The organism is Amycolatopsis sp. NPDC051128, assembly GCF_040682715.1.
Taxonomy (GTDB): Bacteria; Actinomycetota; Actinomycetes; order Mycobacteriales; family Pseudonocardiaceae; genus Amycolatopsis.
In genome coordinates this window covers 59,512-82,995 of sequence record NZ_JBFBBN010000011.1, presented here as the reverse complement: position 1 = coordinate 82,995, position 23,484 = coordinate 59,512, and the positions used below count along the sequence as shown (strand labels likewise).

General features: G+C 75.5%; 3 protein-coding genes. All 3 read left to right on the top strand.

Annotated elements, in window-relative coordinates:
* Positions 1 to 28: 28 nt before the first annotated feature.
* From AB0M82_RS14360 to AB0M82_RS14350, 3 genes are read left to right on the top strand one after another with little or no spacing between them, the layout of a single operon-like run.
* A complete protein-coding gene (locus AB0M82_RS14360) occupies positions 29 to 12,904 on the top strand; it encodes a type I polyketide synthase (protein WP_364721478.1) in 12,876 nt (4,291 codons plus the stop codon).
* Positions 12,897 to 16,052, top strand: coding sequence for a type I polyketide synthase (locus AB0M82_RS14355; protein WP_364721476.1), 3,156 nt, complete (start codon positions 12,897 to 12,899; stop codon positions 16,050 to 16,052). The genes AB0M82_RS14360 and AB0M82_RS14355 overlap by 8 nt, the downstream gene beginning before the upstream one ends.
* On the top strand, positions 16,049 to 23,458 hold the full coding sequence (locus AB0M82_RS14350) for a type I polyketide synthase (RefSeq protein WP_364721474.1): 7,410 nt from the start codon (positions 16,049 to 16,051) through the stop codon (positions 23,456 to 23,458). Before AB0M82_RS14355 ends, AB0M82_RS14350 begins: the two co-directional genes overlap by 4 nt.
* Positions 23,459 to 23,484: the final 26 nt, after the last annotated feature.

The window sequence follows — 23,484 nt, the reverse complement described above, 5'->3', positions numbered from 1 at the left end:
ACCGCAACGAAAATCGTGAGGAGGGTTCATGCCGGACGGGATCGCGATCGTCGGCCTGTCCTGCCGGCTGCCCTCGGCCGACAGCCCCGCCGGGTTCTGGGCCCTGTTGCGGGACGGCCGCAGTGCGATCGGGCAGGCGCCCGACGGCCGCGCCACCGTCCCCGGCGCGCCGCCCGCCGCCTACCTCGACCGGGTCGCGGACTTCGACCCCGCGTTCTTCGGGATCTCGCCGCGGGAGGCCGCCGCGATCGATCCGCAGCAGCGGCTGATGCTCGAACTCGCCTGGGAGGCCGTGGAAAACGCCGGGATCGTGCCCGGTCCGCGGACCGGCGTCTTCGTCGGCGCCGCGGCCGACGACTACGCCACCCTGCTCGACCGCGCCGGCGCGGAGGCCGTCACCCGGCACTCGATGGCCGGCGTCCGCCGCGGCCTGATCGCCAACCGCGTCTCCTACGCGCTCGGCCTGCGCGGGCCCAGCTTCACCGTCGACTCAGGACAGTCGTCGTCGCTCGTCGCCGTGCACCAGGCCGTGGAAAGCCTGCGCCGCGGCGAATGCGCGGTCGCCGTCGCCGGCGGCGTGCACCTCAACCTCGTGCCGGAGGGCGTGGTTCTCGCCGAGCGCTTCGGCGGGCTGTCCCCGGACGGCACCGCACACGTCTTCGACGCCCGCGCCAACGGGTTCGTCCGCGGCGAGGGCGGCGCGGCCGTCGTCCTCAAGCCTCTCGACCGGGCGCTCGCCGACGGCGACCTGGTGCACGCGGTCATCCTCGGCGGCGCGGTCGGCAACGACGGCGGCGGCACCGGCCTCACCGCGCCGGACGCCGACGCCCAGGCCGAGGTCCTCCGGCTGGCGTACGAGCGCGCCGGCGTCGACCCGCGGGCCGTCCAGTACGTCGAACTGCACGGCACCGGGACCCAGGCCGGTGACCCCGTCGAAGCCACCGCCCTGGGCCGGGCGCTCGGCCGACCCGACGCACCCCTCGCCGTCGGGTCCGCCAAGGCGAACGTCGGCCACACGGAGGCGGCGGCGGGGATCACCGGCCTGGTCAAGGTGGTCCTGGCGCTGCGGCACCGGGAACTCCCGCCCAGCCTCGGGTTCGAGACGCCCCACCCGGCGATCCCCCTGCCGGAACTGGGCCTGCGGGTGCAGGCGGACCTTTCGGGCTGGCCCCGGCCGGGTGAGCCGCTCGTCGCCGGGGTGTCGTCGTTCGGCATGGGGGGCACCAACTGCCACATCGTCCTCCACGAGCCGCCCACGCCGGACCGGACGGCCCCGGACGTGCCGCCGGCCCTGCCGCTGCTCCTGTCCGCCCGCACCCCGGACGCCCTGCGGGAGCAGGCGGCCCGGATCCACACCGCACTGTCCGAAGCAGACGCCGTGGACACCGGGCTGTCGCTGGCCACCACGCGGAAGCACCACGAGCACCGGGCCGTCGTCGTCGGCCGCGATCGCGCGTCGCTCCTGAATGGACTGGCCACGCTGGCCGACGGGCGCGGTGCCCACGAGATCGTCCGCGGCCGGGCGGTGACGCGAGGCGCGCTCGCGTTCCTGTTCAGCGGCCAGGGCAGCCAGCGCGCCGGGATGGGCCGCGAGCTGGCCGAGGCCTTTCCGGCGTTCGCGCAAGCCTTCGCCACCGCCTGTGCGGCCTTCGACGGCCTCCTCGACCGGCCCCTGACCGAAGTCGTCCTCGACGACGCCGTCGACCGGACGATCTACACCCAGGCCGCGTTGTTCGCCTTCGAAGTCGCGCTGTTCCGGCTGTTCGAGGCCGCCGGTGTGCACCCGGACTTCGTCGCCGGGCACTCGGTCGGCGAGCTGGCCGCCGCGCACGTCGCCGGGGTGTTCACGCTCGCCGACGCGGCGAAGCTGGTCGCCGCCCGCGGTGCGCTCATGCAGGCCCTGCCCGCCGGGGGCGCGATGGTCGCGGTGGAGGCCACGGAAGACGACGTCCGCCCGCTGCTGGGCGAGCACGTCTCGCTCGCCGCGGTGAACGGGCCCGCGGCGGTCGTGCTGTCCGGCGACGAGGACGCCGTCCTCGCCGCGGCCGCGGAACTGGCCGGGCGCGGGCACCGGACCAAGCGGCTCACCGTCAGCCACGCCTTCCACTCCGCCCGGATCGAGCCGATGCTGGCGGAGTTCGGCCGGGTCGCGGCGGAACTGTCCTATGCGGACCCCACGATCCCGCTCGTGTCCACTGTGACCGGACGGATCGCGACGGCCGAGCTGGGCACCCCCGGCTACTGGGTCCGGCACGCCCGCGAAGCGGTCCGCTTCGCCGACGGCGTCCGGACGCTCGAAGCCGCCGGCGTGACGGACTTCGTCGAGATCGGCCCCGCCGGGGCGCTCACCGAGCAGGTCCGCGCGACCGTCACCGGCGCCGAGGTCGTCCCGGCCCAGCGCGGCGCCCGGTCGGAGGCGGCCGCGCTGCTGCGGGCCCTGGCCACCCTGCACGTCATCGGCCGGGACGTCGACTGGACGGCGATCTTCGCTCCCTGGCGCGGCAACCGCGTCGAGCTTCCCACGTATCCCTTCCAGCGCGACAGCTACTGGCTGTCGACCCGGCTGCCGGAGCGGCGGGACGTCCCGACCGCCGTTCCGGCTGTCGAGCGGGTCCCCGCACGCGGCGCCGGGGACCCGCTCGTTCCACTCGACCTCGTGCGGGCCGAAGTCGCGGCCGTCCTCGAATACGCGTCGGCCGCCGACGTCGACCCCGCGCGGACGTTCCGCGACCTCGGCGTCGACTCGCTGACCGGCCTCGAACTGCGCGACCGGCTCGCCGAGGCCACCGGCCAGGCCCTGCCGGCGACGCTGCTGTTCGAGCACCCCACCCCCGAGGCCGTGGCCGCGCACCTGGCGGGTTCGACCGAGTCCCCGGAAACCTTCGACGCGGCCGGCGCCTCGGACGAGCCCATCGCCATCGTCGCCATGGCCTGCCGGTTCCCCGGTGACGTCCGCAGCCCCGAGGACCTCTGGCGGCTGGTCGCCGAGGGCCGGGACGCGGTTTCGGCGCCGCCCGCGGACCGCGGCTGGGACAGCGACGCCGTCCGCGAAGGCGGGTTCCTCACCGGCGCGGCCGAGTTCGACCCCGCGTTCTTCGGCATCAGCCCGCGCGAGGCGCTGGCCATGGACCCGCAGCAGCGGCTCGTGCTGCAGGCGGCGTGGGAGGTCTACGAGCGCGCGGGCATCCGGCCGGAGACGGTCCGCGGCCAGCGCGACGGCGTCTTCCTCGGCGCGACCTCGCACGAGTACGGCCCGCGGCTGCACGAAGCCGCCGACGGGCACCTGCTCACCGGCACGTCCCCGAGCCTGATCTCGGGGCGGATCGCGCACGTCTTCGGGCTCGAAGGCCCGGCGGTCACCGTCGACACCGCGTGCTCGTCGTCGCTGGTGGCGCTGCACCTGGCGGTGCGGGCGCTCCGCGCGGGGGAGTGCGGGCTCGCGCTCGCCGGCGGGGTCACCGTGATGTCCGGGCCGGGGATGTTCGTCGAGTTCGCCAAGCAGGGCGGTCTGTCGGAGGACGGCCGCTGCCGCGCGTTCTCGGCCGGCGCGTCGGGCACCGGCTGGGCCGAAGGCGTCGGCGTCGTCCTGCTGGAACGGCTTTCCGACGCCCGTCGGCACGGCCACCCGGTGCTGGCGCTGGTCCGCGGCTCGGCGATCAACTCCGACGGCGCGTCCAACGGCCTGACCGCGCCCAGCGGCCCGGCCCAGCGCCGGGTGATCCGGCTCGCCCTCGCCGACGCGGGACTGTCCCCTTCGGACGTCGACGTCGTCGAGGCGCACGGCACCGGCACGGTGCTGGGCGACCCGATCGAGGCGAAGGCGCTTCTGGAGACCTACGGCCAGGACCGTCCCGGCCCGCTCTGGCTGGGGTCGCTGAAGTCGAACATCGGTCACGCGCAGGCCGCCGCCGGCATCGGCGGCGTGCTGAAGCTGGTCCTGGCGCTGCGGCACGGGCTGCTGCCGAAGACGTTGCACGCCGAGGAGCCGTCCCCGCACGTGGACTGGTCCGCGGGCGCGGTCCGGCTGCTGACCGAGCCGGTCCCGTGGCCGGCCGGGGGACGGGTGCGCCGCGCGGCGGTCTCGTCGTTCGGGATCAGCGGCACGAACGCGCACGTCATCCTGGAAGCGCCCGAGCGCACCGAGGTGGCCTCCGGTGCGCGAGAGCGCTCGGGTCCCGCCGTGCCGTGGGTACTCAGCGCCAAGACTCCCGCCGCTCTCCGCCGCCAGGCGAAGCAGCTGCGGGACCACCTCCTCACCCACGACCTCCCGCTCGAGAACGTGGCCGCCACCCTCGCCGCGCGGACCCGGTTCGAGTACCGGGCCGGGATCGCCGCCACCGACCGGGAGACCTCCCTCGCCGCCCTCGGAGCCCTCGCCGAGCACGGGACCGGCATCAGCCGTCCCGCGCCGGGCAAGCTCGCCTTCCTCTGCACCGGCCAGGGCTCCCAGCGCGCCCGCATGGCCCAGCCTCTCCACCAGGCCGACCCGGTCTTCGCGGCCGCGTTCGACGAGGCCGCCGCCGCCCTCGACACGCACCTCGACCGTCCACTGAAGACGGTCGTCTTCGCGGACGACCCAGCCGAGCTGAACCGCACCGCCTACACCCAGCCCGCGCTGTTCGCCCTCGAGGTGGCGCTGTTCCGGCTGTTCGAGCACTGGGGCGTCCACCCCGCGTTCGTCGCGGGCCACTCGATCGGCGAACTCGCCGCCGCGCACCTCGCGGGGATCCTCGACCTGGCCGACGCGGCCCGGCTCGTCGCCGCCCGCGGCGCGTTGATGGACGCGCTGCCCGCCGGCGGCGCGATGGCCGCGATCGAGGCGACCGAGGACGAGGTCCGGCCCTTCGACGTCGCCCTCGCGGCCGTCAACGGCCCGGCGTCCGTGGTCGTCGCCGGCGCCGAAGACGCCGTCGCGGCAACCGAAGCGCACTTCGCCGAGCAGGGGCGACGGACCCGGCGGCTCACCGTCAGCCACGCCTTCCACTCCCCGGCCATGGACGGCATGCTCGACGCCTTCCGCGAGGTCGCGGAGTCGGTCACCTACCACCCGGCCCGCATCCCGCTGGTCGTCGACGGCGATCCCGGGACCGCGGAGTTCTGGGTCCGGCACGTCCGCGACACCGTCCGCTTCGCCGGCACCGTCGCCCGGCTGGCCGAGGCCGGCGTCACGACGTTCGTCGAACTCGGACCCGACGGCGTCCTGACCGCCATGGCCCGCGACTGCCTGCCCGGGGGCGAGTTCCTCCCGACGCTGCGGTCCGACCGCGACGACGTCCAGGCCGTGTACACCGTGCTGGCCGCGCTCGGCGCCGCACCGGCGACGACGTCCACTGTGGACCTCCCGACCTACCCCTTCGAGCGGCAGCGGTTCTGGCTGTCGCCGCGCTCGCTGCCCGCGGACGCCGTGGCCGCGGGCCTCACCCCGACCGGGCACCCGCTGCTCGGCGGCGGCGCCGAGGTCGCCGGCACCGACGGCGTCCTGTTCACCGGCGTCCTGTCGGTGCGCACTCAGCCGTGGCTGGCCGACCACGTCGTGCTCGGCGCCACCCTCCTGCCCGGCAGCGCGTTCGTGGAGCTCGCGCTGCTCGCCGCCGGGCAGGCCGGATGCGACCGGCTCGACGAACTCGTCCAGGAGACGCCGCTCGTCCTGCCCGACGGCGGCCGCGTCCAGCTGCAGGTCTCCCTCGGCGCGCCCGACGAGTCCGGCCGCCGCGCGGTGGCCGTCTCGTCGCGGCCCGACCAGCCGTCGGTGACCGCGGGCTGGATCCGCAACGCCGCCGGGTTCGTCTCCGCCGGGGGCGCCGCGCCCGCTCCGGAGACCGAGTGGCCGCCGCGGGGAGCCGAGCCGGTCGACCTCGACGGCCGGTACGCCCGCATCGCGGACGCCGGCTTCGGCTACGGCCCCGAATTCCGGTGCCTGCGCGCGGTCTGGCGCCGCGGCGACGAGCTGTTCGCCGAGGTCGCCCTGCCCGAGCGCCGCGTCACCGAAGCCGCGGGCTACGGCCTGCACCCGGCGCTGCTCGACGGCGCCCTGCACGTGGTCGCGTTCGGCGACCCGGCCGGAGTCGACGCGGGCCGGATCCCGTTCTCCTGGCACGACGTCCGCCTGCACGCCACCGGCGCGTCCGCGATCCGCGTCCGGTACACCCCGGTCGCGAACGGCGTCGAGATGTCCATAATGGACACGACGGGTGCGCCGGTCGCCTCGGTCGGCGCGCTGGCCCTGCGGCCGGTCGCCGCGGACCGGCTGACCGCCACGGTCGCCCGCGTCGACCTGTTCCGGATCGCCTGGACGCCGGTGCCCGCGCCGGCGACGACGTCCACCTGCGTTCTCACCACCGGCCTCGGCACGCTCACCGAGGTCCCCGACTTCGTGGCGGTGCGGCCCGAAACCGGCACAAGCGCGGTGCCGGAGCAGGTTCGCGCCGCCACGGATCACGCGCTCGGCCTCGTCAAGGCGTGGCTCGCCGACGCCCGGTTCGACGGCGCCCGGCTCGTCTTCGTGACCCGGGACCTGGGGCACGCCGCCGTGCGCGGTCTGGTCCGCTCGGCCCAGACCGAGCACCCCGGCCGGTTCGTGCTCCTGGACGCCGACACCGACCTGACGCCCGAGGAGATCGCCGCGGCGGCCGCCACCGGCGAACCGGAACTCGCGCACCACGGCGGCGTGGTCCTCGTGCCGCGGCTCGCGCGCGCCACCGTTCCCGACGCCGCTCCGGCGGCCGATCCCGAAGGCACGGTTCTCGTCACCGGCGCGACCGGGGGTCTCGGCCGCGCGCTGGCCCGCCGGCTCGCCGGGCAGGGCGTCCGGCACCTGCTGCTCGTCAGCCGCCGCGGCCCGGCGGCCGAGGGCGCCGGAGACCTGGTCAGCGAGCTGGAATCCCTCGGCGCGAGGGTGACCTTGGCCGCGTGCGACGTCGCCGACCGCGACGCGCTGGCCGCGCTCCTGGCCGAGCACCCGCCGACCGCCGTCGTGCACGCCGCCGGTGTCCTCGCCGACGGCCCGGTCGAGACCCTCACCGCGCAGCGGATGAGCGACGTCCTCCGCGCGAAGGTCGACGCCGCCTGGAACCTGCACGAGCTGACCGGCGAGCTCACCGAGTTCGTGATGTTCTCCTCGGTTTCGGGCCTGCTCGGCACCGCGGGCCAGGCGAACTACGCGGCCGCCAACACCTTCCTCGACGCGCTGGCCGCGCACCGCCGGGCCCGCGGACTGCCTGCCACCGCGTTGGCCTGGGGCCTGTGGGAGACGGCGGACGGCATGGGTGGCGGCCTCGCCGCCGCCGACCGGACGCGGATGTCCCGCACCGGCGTCGGCACCCTGTCCACTTCGGACGCTCTCGACCTCTTCGACACCGCCCGCGGCGCCGGCGAGGCCTTGCTGGTACCCCTGCGCCTCGACGAGGCCGGGCTCCGGGCCGCGGGCGCCGTGCCGTCGCTGCTGCGGGGCGTCGTCCGCCTGCGGGCCGGCGGGGGCACGACCACCCCGGCGGTGACGCCTGGCGGGCTGGCCGACGTGGTCCGCGCCGAGGTCGCGGCCGTGCTCGGGCTGCTGAACCCGGCCGCCGTGGAGCCGGGCCGGGCGTTCAAGGAGATCGGCTTCGACTCCCTCACCTCGGTCGAGCTGCGCAACCGGCTCGCCACCGCGACCGGTCTGCGGCTGCCGGCCACGCTGCTGTTCGACCACCCGACCCCGGCCGCGGTGATCGACCGGCTGCACCGGGAGCTCGCCGGGACCACCCAGGCCCGGGAAACGACCACGCGGGCCGCCGTCTCGGGCGACCCGATCGTGATCGTCGGCATGGCCTGCCGCTTCCCCGGCGGCGTGACGAGCCCCGCCGACCTGTGGCGCCTCGTCGAAGAAGGTCGCGACGCCATCAGCGAGTTCCCCGGCGACCGCGGCTGGGACGTCGAGGCGCTCTACGACGCCGACCCCGACCGCCCCGGCCGCACGTACACCACGCGCGGCGGGTTCCTCCACGACGCCGGCCAGTTCGACGCGGAGTTCTTCGGCATCAGTCCGCGCGAGGCGACGGCCATGGACCCGCAGCAGCGCCTGCTGCTCGAAACCTCTTGGGAGGCCTTCGAGAACGCCGGGATCGATCCCCTCGGTCTGCGCGGCAGCCGCACCGGCGTCTTCGCCGGCGCGATGTACCACGACTACACCGCACGCCTGAGCCCGCTGCCCGAGGAGGCCGAAGGCTACTCGTTCACCGGTGGCTCCGGCAGCGTCGTCTCCGGCCGGGTCGCCTACACCTTCGGCTTCGAAGGGCCCGCCGTCACGGTCGACACCGCGTGTTCGTCTTCGCTGGTCGCCCTGCACCTCGCCGCGCAGGCGCTGCGGCAGGGCGAATGCGGCCTCGCGCTCGCCGGCGGCGTCGCGGTGATGGCCACGCCGGGCTCGTTCGTCGAGTTCAGCCGCCAGCGTGCGCTCGCCCCGGACGGCCGGTGCAAGCCCTTCGCGGCCGCCGCCGACGGCACCGCCTGGGCCGAGGGCGCCGGCATGCTCCTGCTGGAACGCCTGTCCGACGCCCGCCGCAACGGCCACCCGGTGCTCGCGGTGCTCCGCGGCTCGGCGATCAACTCCGACGGCGCGTCCAACGGCCTCACCGCGCCGAACGGCCCGTCGCAGCAGCGCGTGATCCGGCAGGCCCTCGACAGCGCCGGTCTGGCCGCTTCGGACGTCGACGTCGTCGAGGCGCACGGCACCGGCACCCCGCTCGGCGACCCGATCGAGGCGCAGGCCGTCCTGGAAACCTACGGCCAGGACCGGGAAATCCCGCTGTGGCTGGGTTCGCTGAAGTCCAACATCGGGCACACCCAGGCCGCCGCCGGGGTCGGCGCGGTCGTCAAGATGGTCGAGGCCATGCGCCACGGCGTGCTGCCCAGGACGCTGCACGTCGACGAGCCGTCCCCGCACGTCGACTGGACGGCGGGCGCGGTGTCGCTGCTCACCGACACCCAGGCCTGGCCCGAGGTCACCCGCCCGCGACGCGCGGCGATCTCGTCGTTCGGCATCAGCGGAACGAACGCCCACGTGATCCTCGAAGGCGTTCCGGAGCCGGCGCCCGCTCCGGCGGCGGCTCCGGCAGAGCCGGTGCCGTGGGTGCTTTCCGCCCGGAGCGAGCCCGCTCTGCGCGAACAGGCGCGGAACCTCCTGTCCCTGGTGGACGAGGACCCCACCGGTGTCGCCCGGGCCCTCATCGCCCGTTCGGCGTTCGACCACCGGGCCGTCGTCACCGGTGACCTGCGGGCCGGGCTGACCGCGCTGGTCGAGCACGGCAGCGGCGCCGGCGGGGTCGCGCGACCCGGCCGGAAGGTCGTGTTCGTCTTCCCCGGCCAAGGCTCGCAGTGGGCCGGGATGGGCCGTGAGCTCCTCGCCGAGCCGGTCTTCGCCGGGCGGATGGCCGAATGCGCCGCCGCGCTGAGCTCCTTTGTGGACTGGAACCTCCTGGACGTCCTCGACGACGCCGAGGCACTGACCCGTGTCGACGTCGTCCAGCCCGCCCTCTGGGCGATGATGGTCTCGCTCGCCGCCGTCTGGCGCGCGCACGGCGTCGAGCCCGCCGCCGTCGTCGGCCACTCCCAAGGGGAGATCGCCGCCGCGGTCGTCGCGGGTGGACTGTCCATCGAGGACGGCGCCCGGGTGGTCGCGTTGCGCAGCAAGGCGTTGCTCGCGCTCTCCGGCCGCGGGGGCATGGTGTCCGTGGCCGCCCCGGTGGAGCGGGTCCGGGAGCTGATCGCGCCCTGGGACGGCCTCGCCGTCGCCGTGGTGAACGGCGAGACTTCGACCGTCGTGTCCGGCGACGCCGACGCACTCGACGAGCTGCTGGCCCTGGACGTCCAGGCCAAGCGGATCGCCGTCGACTACGCCTCGCACTCGGCGCACGTCGAGCTCCTCGAAGACGAGCTGGCCCGGGTGCTGGCCCCGGTGCGTCCGAAGGCCGGCGAGATCCCGTTCTTCTCGACCGTGACGGCCGGACCGCTCGACACGGCGGACCTCGACGCCGGGTACTGGTACCGCAACCTGCGTCAACCGGTCGAGTTCGCGCGGACCACCGAAGCCCTTGCCGAAGCGGGCCACGACCTCTTCGTCGAATGCAGCCCGCACCCGGTCCTCGTCGGCGCCCTCGCCGAGCGCACCACCGCCGTCGGCACGCTCAAGCGGAACGACGGCGGACCGGTCCGGGTGCTGACCGCGCTCGGCGAGGCGCACGTCCACGGCGTGCCGGTCGACTGGGCACTGCCCGAAGGCGGCCCCCGCCTCACCCTGCCCACCTACCCGTTCCAGCGCGAGCGGTTCTGGCTCGACGCCCCCGAGTCGCTGCCCGGCGTCGAACGGCTCGGGCTCGACTCGGCCGGCCACCCGCTGCTCGCCGCCTCGACGCGGCTCGCCGACCCGGACGTCCGGTTGTTCACCGGCCGGCTCTCGCTGCGGACGATGCCGTGGCTCGCCGACCACGCCGTGCTCGACACCCCGCTGCTGCCCGGCACCGCCTTCCTGGACCTCGCCCTGCACGCGGCCCGCGAAACCGGCTCCGCGGTGGAAGACCTGACCGTCGAGGCGCCGCTCGTGTTGCCGCGCCACGGCGCCGTGCTCGTCCAGGTCACCGTCACCGAAAGCGCGCTGCGGATCTTCGCCCGAACCGAGGACGGGCCGTGGACGCGGCATGCCTCCGGCACGCTCGCCCCGGCCGTCACCGACAGCCGCCCGGCGCTGGCCTGGCCGCCGGCGGGGACCGAGATCGACGTCGAGAAGTTCTACGTCGCCGCGGCCGAGGACGGCTTCGACTACGGTCCCGCCTTCCAGGGCCTGGCGCGCGCCTGGAAAGCCGGGGACGACGTCTACGCCGAGGTCCGCCCCGGCGAGCCGGGCGCGTTCGTGGTGCACCCGGCCCTGCTCGACGCGGCGGCCCAGGCGGTCCGGCTCGGCGGCTTCTTCGCCGACGACGCCCCGCGCCTGCCGTTCGCGTGGTCCGGGGTCACCGTCCACGCGTCCGGCGCGAAAGCACTGCGCGCCCGGATCTCCCCGGCGGGGCCCGACACGGTGTCCCTGACGGTGGACGACGAGGACGGCCGTCCGGTGCTCACCGCGGAAGCCCTGACCCTGCGCCCGTTCTCGCCCGCGCAGCTCGCCGCCGGTTCGGACTCGCTGTACCGGTTGACGTGGCAGCCGATCGAGGTCGCCGCGCCGCCGGAGAACCTGGTCGTGCTCGGTGACGAGGTGCTGGGCGCCGGACTCGGCGTGCCCGTCGTGCACTCGCCCGCCGGGAGCGACGTCGTGGCGCCCGTGGGCACCGGTGACGTCCGCGAAGTCCTCACCCGGCAGCTGGCTCTTGTGCGCGAGTGGCTGGAACGGCCCGGGGACGACCGCCTCGTCGTGCTGACGCGCTCGGCGACCGGGGAAGGCGTCACGGACTTCGCGGGTGCCGCGGTGTGGGGCCTGCTGCGGTCGGCGCAGGCGGAGCACCCGGGCCGGATCGTCCTGGCCGACGTCGACGACGACCCGCGGTCCCTGCGTGCGTTGCCCGCCGCGCTCGGCACCGGCGAAGGACAACTCGCCGTGCGCGAAGGCACCGCGTACATCCCGGTGCTGGCGCGCGCCGAGGTCCGCGCCGCCACCGAACCGCTGCTCGACTCCGGCGGAACCGTGCTCGTCACCGGCGCGCTCGGCACCCTCGGCCGGCTGGTGGCGCGCCACCTCGTGCTCGCCCACGGCGCCCGGCACCTGCTCCTGCTGAGCCGTCGCGGATCCGCGGCCGAAGGTGCGGCCGAGCTGGTCGCCGAACTCGCGGAACTGGGTGCGGTCGCCGAGATCGTCGCCGCCGACGCCGCCGACCGCGACCGGCTCGCCGAGGTCCTCGCCGGGATCCCGGCCGAGCGCCCGCTGACGTCGGTCGTGCACGCCGCCGGCGTCCTGGCCGACGCCACCTTCGCCGCGTTGACGCCCGAGCAGCTGGACACCGTGCTGCGGCCGAAGGCCGACGCCGCCCGGCACCTGCACGAGCTCACCTCGGACCTGCGCAGCTTCGTCCTGTTCTCGTCGGTCGCGGGCACTCTCGGCACCGCGGGGCAGGCGAACTACGCGGCCGCGAACGCGTACCTCGACGCGCTGGCCGCGCACCGCCGGTCCCGCGGGCTGCCCGCGTTGTCGCTGGGCTGGGGCCTGTGGGCCGAGGCGAGCACGATGACCGGCGGGCTGGGCCGCACCGACCTCGGCCGGCTGAGCCGCACGGGTGTGCTGCCGTTGTCCAACCGCCAGGGCCTCGACCTGTTCGACGCGGCCTGGGCGGCCGGGGACGCGGTGCTGTTCCCGGTCCGGCTGGAGACGTCGGCGGCGAGGCTCGGCGATGTGCCGCCGCTGCTGCGCGGGCTCGTCCGGACCCCGGCCGCCCCGGCCCGAGCGAAGCCGCGGCTGGCCGACGTCCCCGCGGCCGACCTGCCGAAGGTGCTGCTCGACCTGGTGCGGGCCGAAGTCGCCGCGGTGCTCGGGCACCGGGGCACGGCCGCGATCGACCCGGCCCAGCCGTTCGCCGAGATCGGCTTCGACTCGCTGACCGCGGTCGAGCTGCGCAACCGGCTCACCGCCGCGACCGGTGTCCGGCTGCCCGCCACGCTCGTGTTCGACCACCCGACGCCGTCGGCCGTCGCCGCGCACCTCGAACGCGGCCTGGTCACCGAACCGGCGCGCCCGGCGGTGCTCGACCACGTGGACCGGCTGGAGAGCGCCCTCACCGAAACCGACGAGACCGTGCGGGCCACGGTCCTCGCCCGGCTCGACGCCCTCGGCGCGCGGCTGCGGCGGCCGGGGTCCGCGCCGGACGACCCGACGCAGCGCCTGAGCACCGCTTCGGCCGACGAACTACTCGACTTCATCTCCAAGGAGCTGGGCAACCATGGCTGAGCACGACGACCGTGTGCTGGAGAACCTGCGCTGGGTCACCCTCGAACTGCACCAGGCCCGCGAGCGGCTGCGCGCGGCCGAGGAGCCGATCGCGATCGTCGGCGCCGGCTGCCGGTTCCCCGGCGGCGTCACGACGCCCGAGGACCTGTGGCGGCTGCTCGACGGCGGGGCCGACGCGATCACCGAGTTCCCGGCCGGCCGCGGCTGGGACGTCGACGACCTGCACCGGCCCGACGAGCCGGGGCACTCCAGCACCCGCCACGGCGGGTTCCTCGACGAGCCGGGCGCGTTCGACGCGGGGTTCTTCGGCATCTCCCCGGCCGCGGCCGAGGTCACCGACCCGCAGCACCGGCTGCTCCTGGAGATCTCCTGGGAAGCCATCGAGCGGGCCGGCATCGACCCGCGGTCGCTGCGCGGCAGCCGGACCGGCGTGTTCGCCGGGACGATGTACTCCGACTACGGCACGGGCGCGGCCGACGCCGACCTCGCCGGCCGGGTGCTGATGGGCACGTCCGGGTCGCTGGCTTCGGGCCGGGTCGCCTACACCTTCGGCTTCGAAGGCCCGGCGCTGACGCTGGACACCGCCTGCTCGTCGTCACTGGTCGCCGTGCACCTGGCGGTGCAGGCGCTGCGCCGCGGCGAGTGCACGCTCGCCCTCGCGGGCGGGTCGACCGTGCTCGCCACCCCGTCGGTGTTCGTCGAGTTTTCGCGGCAGCGCGGGCTTTCCGCCGACGGGCGCTGCAAGGCCTTCGGTGCCGGAGCCGACGGCACCGGCTTCGCCGAGGGTGCCGGCGTCCTGCTGCTGGAACGGCTGTCCGACGCGCGCGAGAACGGGCACCCGGTGCTGGCCGTGGTGCGCGGCTCGGCGGTGAACTCCGACGGCGCGTCCAACGGCCTGACCGCGCCGAACGGCCCGGCGCAGCAACGGGTCATCGCGCAGGCCCTGGCCGACGCGCGGCTGACGCCGTCCGATGTGGACGCCGTCGAGGCGCACGGCACCGGCACCGCGCTCGGCGACCCGATCGAAGCCCAGGCCCTCCTCGCCGCCTACGGGCAGGATCGGGACCGGCCGCTGTGGCTCGGCTCGGTCAAGTCGAACCTCGGGCACACCCAGGCCGCCGCCGGGGTCGCCGGGGTGCTGAAGATGATCCTGGCGCTGCGCCACGGCGTGCTGCCGAAGACGTTGCACGCCGACGAGCCGTCGTCCCATGTGGACTGGACGTCGGGTGCGGTTTCGCTGCTGACCGAGCCACGGCCGTGGCTTCCCGGGGAACGGCCTCGCCGGGCGGGCGTGTCGTCGTTCGGCGTCAGCGGGACGAACGCGCACGTGATCCTCGAAGAGGCGCCGGAAGCCGCGGTGGCACCGCCTGGGCCGGACGTCCCCTCGGCGCCGTGGGTGCTCTCCGCGCGCAGTGCCACCGCGCTGCGGGGCCAGGCCGAGCGGGTGTCCTCAGTGGACGGCAGCGCCGCCGACATCGCGCACTCGCTGCTGACCTCGCGCGGCCTGTTCGAGCACCGCGCCGTCGTGCTGGGTGAGGACGCCGAGACCCGGCGTCGCGGCTTAGCCGCGCTGGCCGCCGGCGAGGAGGCGTCCACTGTGGTCACCGGGTTCGCCGACGCCGGACCGGACGCCGTGTTCGTCTTCCCCGGCCAGGGCTCGCAGTGGGCCGGGATGGGCCGCGAGCTGCTGGAAACGTCTCCGGTGTTCGCCGCCCGCCTCACCGAGTGCGCGGCGGCGCTGGTGCCGTTCACCGACTTCGACCTGATCCGCGTCCTGCGCCGGGGGGACGAACTCGACCGCGTCGACGTCGTCCAGCCCGCGCTGTGGGCCGTCATGGTGTCCCTGGCCGCGCTGTGGCAGTCCCACGGCGTCCGGCCCGCGGCCGTGCTCGGCCACAGCCAGGGCGAGATCGCCGCCGCCTGCGTCGCCGGCGCGCTGTCCCTTTCGGACGGTGCCAGGGTGGTGGCGCTGCGGAGCCGGGCGCTGGCTTCGCTGTCCGGCCGCGGCGGCATGGTGTCACTCCGGCTGCCGGTGGACGAAGCCGAAACCCTGCTGGGGCCGGGTCTTTCGATCGCCGCCGTCAACGGCGCCGCGTCCGTCGTCGTGTCGGGGGAGCCTGCGGCGCTGACCGAACTGGTGGAGCGCCGCGGCGAGCACGCCAAGTGGATCCCGGTCGACTACGCGTCGCACTCGGCGCAGGTCGACTCCCTGCGGGAGCGGTTGCTGGCCGACCTCGCGCCGATCCGGCCGCGTCCCGCCGAGATCCCCTTCGTGTCCACGGTGACCGCTTCGGCGTTCGACACGACCGGGCTCGACGCCCGGTACTGGTTCACCAACCTGCGCGAGCCGGTGCTGTTCGACCCGGCGATTCGGCTGCTGCTGGCCGAGGGCCGGACCGCGTTCGTCGAGCTCAGCCCGCACCCGGTGCTGACGCTGGGCATGCAGCAGACGGCGCCGGCCGCGGTCGTCGCCGGCGCCCTGCGGCGCGGTGACGGCGGCCTCGGCCGGGTCCGGCTGGCGCTGGCCGAACTCGCCGTCCGCGGTGTCGACGTCGACTGGGCGCTGCCCGCCGGGCGGCGGATCGACCTGCCCACTTACGCCTTCGACCACCGGAACTACTGGCTCACCGCGGCGGGACCGTCGGCGGGCGCGCGGCCGGAGTCCACCGAGGACTGGACCGACCGCCTGGCCGGGCTCACCGGTGCCGAGCAGCAGCGGACGCTGGTGAAGCTGGTCCGCTCCGCCGCCGCGGCCGTGCTGGGGCACGCGTCCCCGGAGGACGTCGAGCCGACCGGGTCGTTCCGCGAACTGGGCTTCGACTCCGCGGCGGGTGTCCAGCTCCGCAACCGCCTCGCCGCGTCGACCGGGCTGGACCTGCCGGTGACGGTGGTGTTCGACCACCCGACGGCCGCCGCGCTGGCCGGGTACCTGCTGACGTCGCTGTCGGGCACCCCGGCGGCCGGGCTGGACCGCCACCTCGACGCGCTCGAGTCGGGTCTGCGCGACCTCGACGGCGTCGCGCGCGCCCACGTGCTGACCCGGCTCCGGACCCTGGTCGCCGCCGGGCCAGGCACGGCGGATCTGGACACCGCCACCGCCGACGAGATGTTCGCGCTGCTCGACACGGAACTGGGGGCCGCCTCGTGACGAACGAACAGAAGCTCCTCGACTACCTCAAACGCGCCACCGGCGACCTGCGCGAGGCCCGCGGCCGCGTCCGCGAGCTGGAGGACCGCGCGCACGAGCCGATCGCCGTCGTCGGCATGGCGTGCCGGTACCCCGGTGGCGTGCGGAGCCCGGAAGACCTGTGGCAGCTGGTCGACGAGGGCCGGGACGCGGTCGGCGAGTTCCCCGCCGACCGTGGCTGGGACCTGGACAAGCTCTACGACCCCGAGTCCGCGCCCGGCACCAGCTACGTCCGGCACGGTGGCTTTCTCAACGACGTCGCCGGGTTCGACGCCGCCCTGTTCGACCTCAGCCCGCGGGAAGCCACGGCCATGGACCCGCAGCAGCGCCAACTGCTCGAGGTGGCCTGGGAGGCGTTCGAACGGGCCGGCATCGCGCCGGATTCCGTGCGCGGCAGCCGGACCGGCGTCTTCGCCGGCACCAACGGCCAGGACTACGGGCCCCGGCTGCACGAGGCGCCCGCCGACGTCGAAGGCCACCTGCTCACCGGACTGGCCGCGAGTGTCCTTTCCGGACGGATCGCCTACGCCTTCGGCCTGGAGGGCCCGGCGATCACCGTCGACACGGCGTGCTCGGCGTCGCTGGTCGCCGTGCACCTGGCGATCCGTTCGCTGCGGGCGGGGGAGAGCGCCCTCGCGCTGGCCGCCGGGGTGTCGGTGATGAGCACGCCCGGCGGGTTCGTCGAGTTCAGCCGTCAGCGCGGGCTCGCCCCCGACGGCCGCTGCAAGTCCTTCGGCGCCGGCGCGGACGGCACCGGCTGGGCCGAAGGTGTCGGCGTCCTGGTGCTGGAACGGCTCTCCGACGCCCAGGCCAACGGCCACGACGTGCTGGCCGTGCTGGCCGGCTCGGCGGTCAACTCCGACGGCGCGTCCAACGGCCTCACCGCGCCCAGCGGCCCCGCGCAGCAGCGGGTCATCCGCGCCGCGCTGGCCGACGCCCGGCTCGTCCCGTCCGATGTGGACGCCGTCGAGGCGCACGGCACCGGCACGGTGCTGGGCGACCCGATCGAGGCGCAGGCGCTGCTGGCGACCTACGGGCAGGACCGGGAAACGCCGCTGTGGCTGGGATCGCTGAAGTCCAACCTCGGGCACGCCCAGGCCGCGGCCGGGGTCGGCGGGATCATCAAGACCGTCCTCGCCCTCCGCGCCGGGACGCTGCCGCGCACGCTGCACGCCGACGAGCGCTCGCCGCACGTCGACTGGTCGGCGGGGGCGGTTTCGCTCCTGACCGAGCCGCGGCCGTGGGCCGCCGGGGACCATCCGCGCCGGGCCGGGGTCTCGTCGTTCGGCGTCAGCGGCACCAACGCGCACGTGATCGTCGAGGAAGCGCCGCTCGTCCCCGACGCCGTGACGCCGGTGACTCCGCCGGTGCTGCCGTGGCTGCTGTCGGCCAAGTCGCCCGAAGCTCTCCGCGCACAGGCGGCCAAGCTGGCCGGCGCCGACCCGAACCTGGACGTCGCGTATTCGCTGGCCACCACCCGGGCGCACCTGGAGCACCGGGCCGTGGTCGTGGGTGAGCTCGAAGCCGGGCTGACCGCGCTGGCCGAGGGCCTCCCGGCGGCGAACGTCGTCCAGGGCAAGGCCCGCCCCCAGCCCAAACTCGCCTTCCTCTGCACCGGCCAGGGCGCCCAGCGGGCGGGGATGGGCCGCGAGCTGCACGCCGCGTTCCCGGTGTTCGCGGCCGCGTTCGATGCGGTCTGCACGGAGATCGACGCCCGCTGGGACGGCGCGCCGCCGCTCAAGGACGTCGTGTTCGCCGAGGTCGACACCCTGCTCGACCGGACCGACTACGCCCAGGCCGGGCTGTTCGCGGTGGAGGTCGCGCTGGCCCGGCTCGCCGAGTCGTGGGGCATCCGGCCGGACGTCGTCGCGGGGCACTCACTCGGTGAGATCACCGCCGCCCACCTCGCCGGGGTGCTCACCCTCGCCGACGCGGCGACGCTGGTCGCGGCGCGCGGCCGGCTGATGGCCGCGGTGCCCGCGGGCGGGGCCATGGCCGCCGTCGAGGCGAGCGAAGCCGAGGTCGCCGGAACGCCCGGCATCGACATCGCCGCCGTCAACGGGCCGTCCGCGGTGGTCGTGTCCGGCCCGGAGGACGCCGTCGACGCCGTGGTGGCGCACTGGTCCGGGCGGGGCCGCCGCACCCGGCGGCTCACGACGAGCCACGCGTTCCACTCCGCCGCCATGGACCCGGTGCTCGCGCCGCTGGCGGAAACCGTGCGGGGGCTGGACTTCCAGGCGCCGGTCGTGCCACTGGTGTCCACCCGCACCGGACAGGCCGCCGATCTCTCCACAGTGGACCACTGGACGGCGCAGGTCCGGGAGCCGGTCCGCTTCGCCGACGCCGTCGCGACGCTGGCCGGGCAGGACGTCACGGCCTATCTGGAACTCGGCCCGGACGGCGTCCTGACCGCGATCGCGCGCGGGCTCACCGACGCCGTCACCGCGGTCGCGCTGCGCCCGGACCGCGACGAAACGGCGACCCTGCTCATCGCCGTCGCGACCCTGCACACCCACGGCGTCCCGGTCGACTGGGCCGCGTTCTTCGCCGGAACCGGCGCGCGGCGGACGGACCTGCCGACCTACGCCTTCCAGCACGAGCACTACTGGCTCACCCCCTCGGGCAGCACCCCCGCGGCCCGCGTCCGCCCGCCCGTGCCCGGCCCGCGTGACTGGACCGGCCCGGCCGAGCTGACCGAGCTGGTCCGCGCCCAGGCCGCCGCCGTGCTGGGCCACCCCGAAGCGCTCGACGCCGACCGCGCGTTCGCCGACCTGGGCTTCGACTCGCTGACGGCGGTCGAGCTGAGCACCCGGCTGGGCACGGCGACCGGGCGGACCCTGCCCGCCACCCTCGTCTTCGACCACCCGACCCCGGCCGCGCTCGCCGCGTGGCTGGCGAACGAAACGGTCGAGGAGACGCCCGCGGCGCACGCGGGCTCGGCCGACCCGATCGTCGTCGTCGGCATGGGCTGCCGCTACCCGGGCGGCGTCGCGTCCCCGGCGCAGCTCTGGGACCTGGTGCTTTCGGGCACCGACGCGATCACGCCGTTCCCGGCCGACCGCGGCTGGGACGTCGACGCGATCCTCGACCCGGAGCCCGGCCGTCCCGGCAAGACCTACGTCGCGCACGGCGGGTTCCTGGACGACGCCGCCGGGTTCGACGCCGCCTTCTTCGGCATCAGCCCCCGCGAAGCCCTGGCGACGGATCCGCAGCAGCGGCTGCTCCTGGAAGTCGCCTGGGAGACGTTCGAACACGCGGGCATCGATCCGCACGCGGTTCGCGGCGACGCCGTCGGCGTGTTCGCCGGCACCGCGTCGCAGGACTACGGTCCGCCGCTGCACGAGGCCCCCGAACACGTGGGCGGCAACCTCGGCACCGGCACCGCGGCCAGCGTGCTCTCCGGCCGGCTGGCCTACACCTTCGGCTTCGAGGGGCCGGCGCTGACCGTCGACACCGCGTGCTCGTCGTCGCTGGTCGCGCTGCACCTGGCCGCGCAGGCGCTGCGCGCGGGTGAGTGCACCCTCGCCCTCACCGGCGGCGTCACGGTCATGTCGAGCCCCGGGGCGTTCGTCGAGTTCAGCCGCCAGCGTGGCCTCGCGCCGGACGGCCGGATCAAGTCCTTCTCCGACACCGCGGACGGCACGGCATGGGCCGAAGGCGCGGGAATGCTGTTGCTGGAACGGCTTTCGGACGCCCGTCGCCACGGCCACCCGGTGCTCGCGGTGATCCGCGGCTCGGCGGTCAACTCCGACGGCGCGTCCAACGGCCTCACCGCGCCGAACGGCCCGTCCCAGCAGCGCGTGATCCGGCAGGCCCTCGCCAACGCCGGACTGTCCGCTTCGGACGTCGACGTCGTCGAGGCGCACGGCACCGGCACCGTGCTGGGTGACCCGATCGAGGCGCAGGCCGTCCTCGCCACCTACGGCCAGGACCGGGCGACGCCGCTGTGGCTGGGCTCGCTGAAGTCGAACATCGGGCACGCGCAGGCCGCGTCCGGGGTCGGCGGGATCATCAAGGTGATCGAGGCGATGCGGCACGGCATGCTGCCCCGGACGCTGCACCTCGACGAGCCCTCCGCCAAAGTGGACTGGACGGCCGGTTCGGTCGAGCTGCTGACCGAGACCACTCCGTGGCCCGGAACCGGCGTCCGCCGGGCCGCCGTCTCCTCCTTCGGGGTCAGCGGCACGAACGCCCACGTGATCCTCGAACAACCCGCGGCGATCCCCGCACCGGACGCGCTCGCCGGACCGGTTCCGTGGCTGCTGTCGGCGCGGACCGAGACGGCGTTGCGAGCTCAGGCCGAGCGGCTGCGCACCGTCGACGCCGAGCCCGGCGAAGTCGCGCGGGTCCTCGCCGCCGGGCGGGCGGGGTTCGAGCACCGGGCCGTGGTGGTCGCGACGACCGCCGAAGAGCGCGCCGCCGGGCTCGCCGCGATTCGCGACGGCCGCGGCGCGATCACCGGCGTCGCCGCGCGAGGCAAGACCGCGTTCCTGTTCACCGGACAGGGTTCCCAGCGCGCCGCGATGGGCCGAGAGCTGTACGAGGCCTACCCCGCGTTCGCGGCGGCGTTCGATGCCGCGTGCCCCGACCCGCGAGTGCGCGAGGTCGTCTTCGAAGGCCGTCCGGAACTCGACGGCACCGAATTCGCGCAGCAGGCCATCTTCGCGATCGAGGTCGCGCTCGTGCGGCTCCTCGAGACGTGGGGAGTCCGGCCAGACGCCGTGCTCGGGCACTCCGTCGGCGAGATCGCCGCCGCCCACGTCGCCGGGATCCTCACCCTCGAGGACGCGGCCGCGCTGGTGGCCGCGCGCGGACGGCTCATGCAGGCCCTGCCGCCGGGCGGGGTGATGATCGCGGTCCAGGCGTCCGAAGAGGACGTTCAGCCGCTGCCGGAGGGCGTCTCGCTGGCCGCGGTGAACGCCGCCGACGCCGTGGTGCTGTCGGGAGAGGACGCCGCGGTCACCGAGCTGGCCGCGAAGTTCGCCAAGACCAAGCGCCTGAACACGAGCCACGCGTTCCACTCGCCGCTGATGGCGCCGATGCTGCCGGACTTCCGCGTGATCCTCGAAACGCTGTCGTTCCACGGACCCACGCTGCCTTTCGTGCCCACCGGCGGGGCCGACGCGTCGACCGCGGACTACTGGGTCGAGCAGGTCGGCAACCCGGTCCGGTTCGCCGACGGTGTCGAGGCCCTGCGCGCCGACGGCGTCACGACGTTCGTCGAGATCGGCCCGGACGCCGTGCTGTCCGCGCTGGTCGACGGCGCCGTCCCGGTGATGCGCGCGGACCGGTCCGAGCCGGAGACGCTGCTCACCGCGCTGGCCCGGCTGCACGTGCGCGGGTGTGGTCCACAGTGGACGCGGCTCCTCGGTTCGGCGACCACGCCGGTCGACCTGCCGACGTACCCGTTCGAGCGCGAGCGGTACTGGCTCGACCCGGGCACGCCGCCCGCGGCCGACCCGGCGGGCGCGCGGTTCTGGACCGCCGTCCGCGACGGCGACGGCACCGGCCTGGCCGAGACCCTCGGCGTCGAGACGTCCACAGTGGACGCCGTTCTGCCCGCGCTGGCCCGCTGGCGCGGCGAGGCCGACGGCGGCACGACGGACTGGCGCTACCGCGTCGTCTGGCAGCCGATCGACACCCCCGCACCGGCCCTGGACGGCTGGTGGCTCGCGGTCGTCCCCGAAGGCAGTGCCGTGCGCCTTCCCGAAGGCGTCACGGTGCTGGAGGTGCCCGCCGGGATCGGCCGCGCGGACCTCGCCGCCCGGCTCCCGGAAACCGACGGCGTGCTGTCCTACCTCACCGACGTCGAGCAGGTGCTCGTCCTTGTCCAGGCCCTCGGTGACGCGGGCCACGAAGCCCCGCTGTGGTGCGTCACCCGCCATGCGGTGCAGGTCGAGCCGGGCGAGCCGGTGGATCCCGCGGCGGCCGAGATCTGGGGTCTCGGCCGCGTCGCCGGCCTGGAGCACCCGCGCCGCTGGGGCGGGTGCGTCGACCTCGGTGGCGACGCCGAGCTGGTCCTCGGCGGCGCCGAGGACCAGATCGCGGTGCGGCCGTCCGGGGTGTTCGGCCGCCGTCTCGTGCGGGCGACCGGCCGGAAGGCCCGCGACTGGCGCCCGCGCGGCACGGTGCTCATCACCGGGGGCACCGGCGCGCTGGGTGGGCACGTCGCCCGCCGCCTGGCCGCCGACGGCGCCGAGCACCTGGTGCTCACCAGCCGTCGTGGCCAGGCCGCACCGGAGCTCGTCGAGGAACTCGCCGCGCTCGGCGCGCGGGTCACGGCCCGCGCGTGCGACGTCGCCGACCGGGACGCCCTGGCAGCGCTGCTGGCCGAGTTCCCGCCGTCCGCCGTCGTGCACGCCGCCGGCGCGGGCGACCCGGAGTACCTGGTGGACACCGAGCTCGCGGAGTTCGCGCGGGTCCGGTCGGCGAAGGTGCTGGGCGCGGTCAACCTCGACGCCCTGCTCGGCGACACCCCGCTCGACGCGTTCGTGCTGTTCTCCTCGATCGCGGCCACCTGGGGCAGCGGCGGCCAAGGCGCCTACTCCGCGGCCAACGCGGCCCTCGACGCCGTCGCCGAGTCGCGCCGGGCCCGGGGCCTGACCGCGACGTCCGTCGCGTGGGGCCCGTGGGCCGGCCCGGGCATGGCCGAGGGCGAGGCCGGGGTCCAGATGACGCGGCGCGGGGTGCCCGGGCTGCCGCCGGAGCGGGCCGTCGCCGAGCTGATGGCGGCGGTGGAGCGGGACGAGCCGACGGTCGTCGTCGCGGACGTCGAGTGGACGCGGTTCGTGCCGGCGTTCACCGCGCAGCGCCCGAGCCCGCTGCTCGGCGAACTGCCCGAGGTCCGCGAGGTCCTGGCGGCCGAGGTGGCGCCCGGTGGCGCGGTCGCCGAGATCCTCGGCACCGCCGAGGGCGCCGAGCTCGACCAGTTGCTGCTCGACATCGTGCGCGGCGAGATCGCCGTGGTGCTGGGACATTCCGTGTCCGGCGCGATCGACGTCCGCCAGCCGCTGCGCGACCTCGGCCTCGACTCGCTGGCCTCGGTCGAGCTGCGCGACGGCCTGTCCCGGGCGACGGGGCTCAGCCTGCCCAGCACGCTGGTCTTCGACCACCCGACGGCCGCCGCGCTGGCCGCGCACCTGCGCACCCGCGTCGAGCCCGCGACCGACCGGCTCGCCGACGAGCTGGACCGGCTCGAAGCCGGGCTGGCGGCGTCCGGCGCGGAGGACCGCGGCCGCGCCCTGGCCCGGCTCGAAGTCCTGCTCGCCCACTGGCGCGAGGACCGCGAGTCGATCGCGGATCGGCTCGACTCCGCCGACGACGACGAGATGTTCCGGCTGCTCGACACCGAGTTCGGCATCTCCTGATGCGCCCACCGACCCCCTGTTTCCCG

Excerpts from the sequence above, each read along its gene's own strand:
- AB0M82_RS14360 (WP_364721478.1), top strand. The coding sequence starts at position 29 with ATGCCGGACGGGATCGCGATCGTCGGCCTGTCCTGCCGGCTGCCCTCG.
- AB0M82_RS14355 (WP_364721476.1), top strand. The coding sequence starts at position 12,897 with ATGGCTGAGCACGACGACCGTGTGCTGGAGAACCTGCGCTGGGTCACC.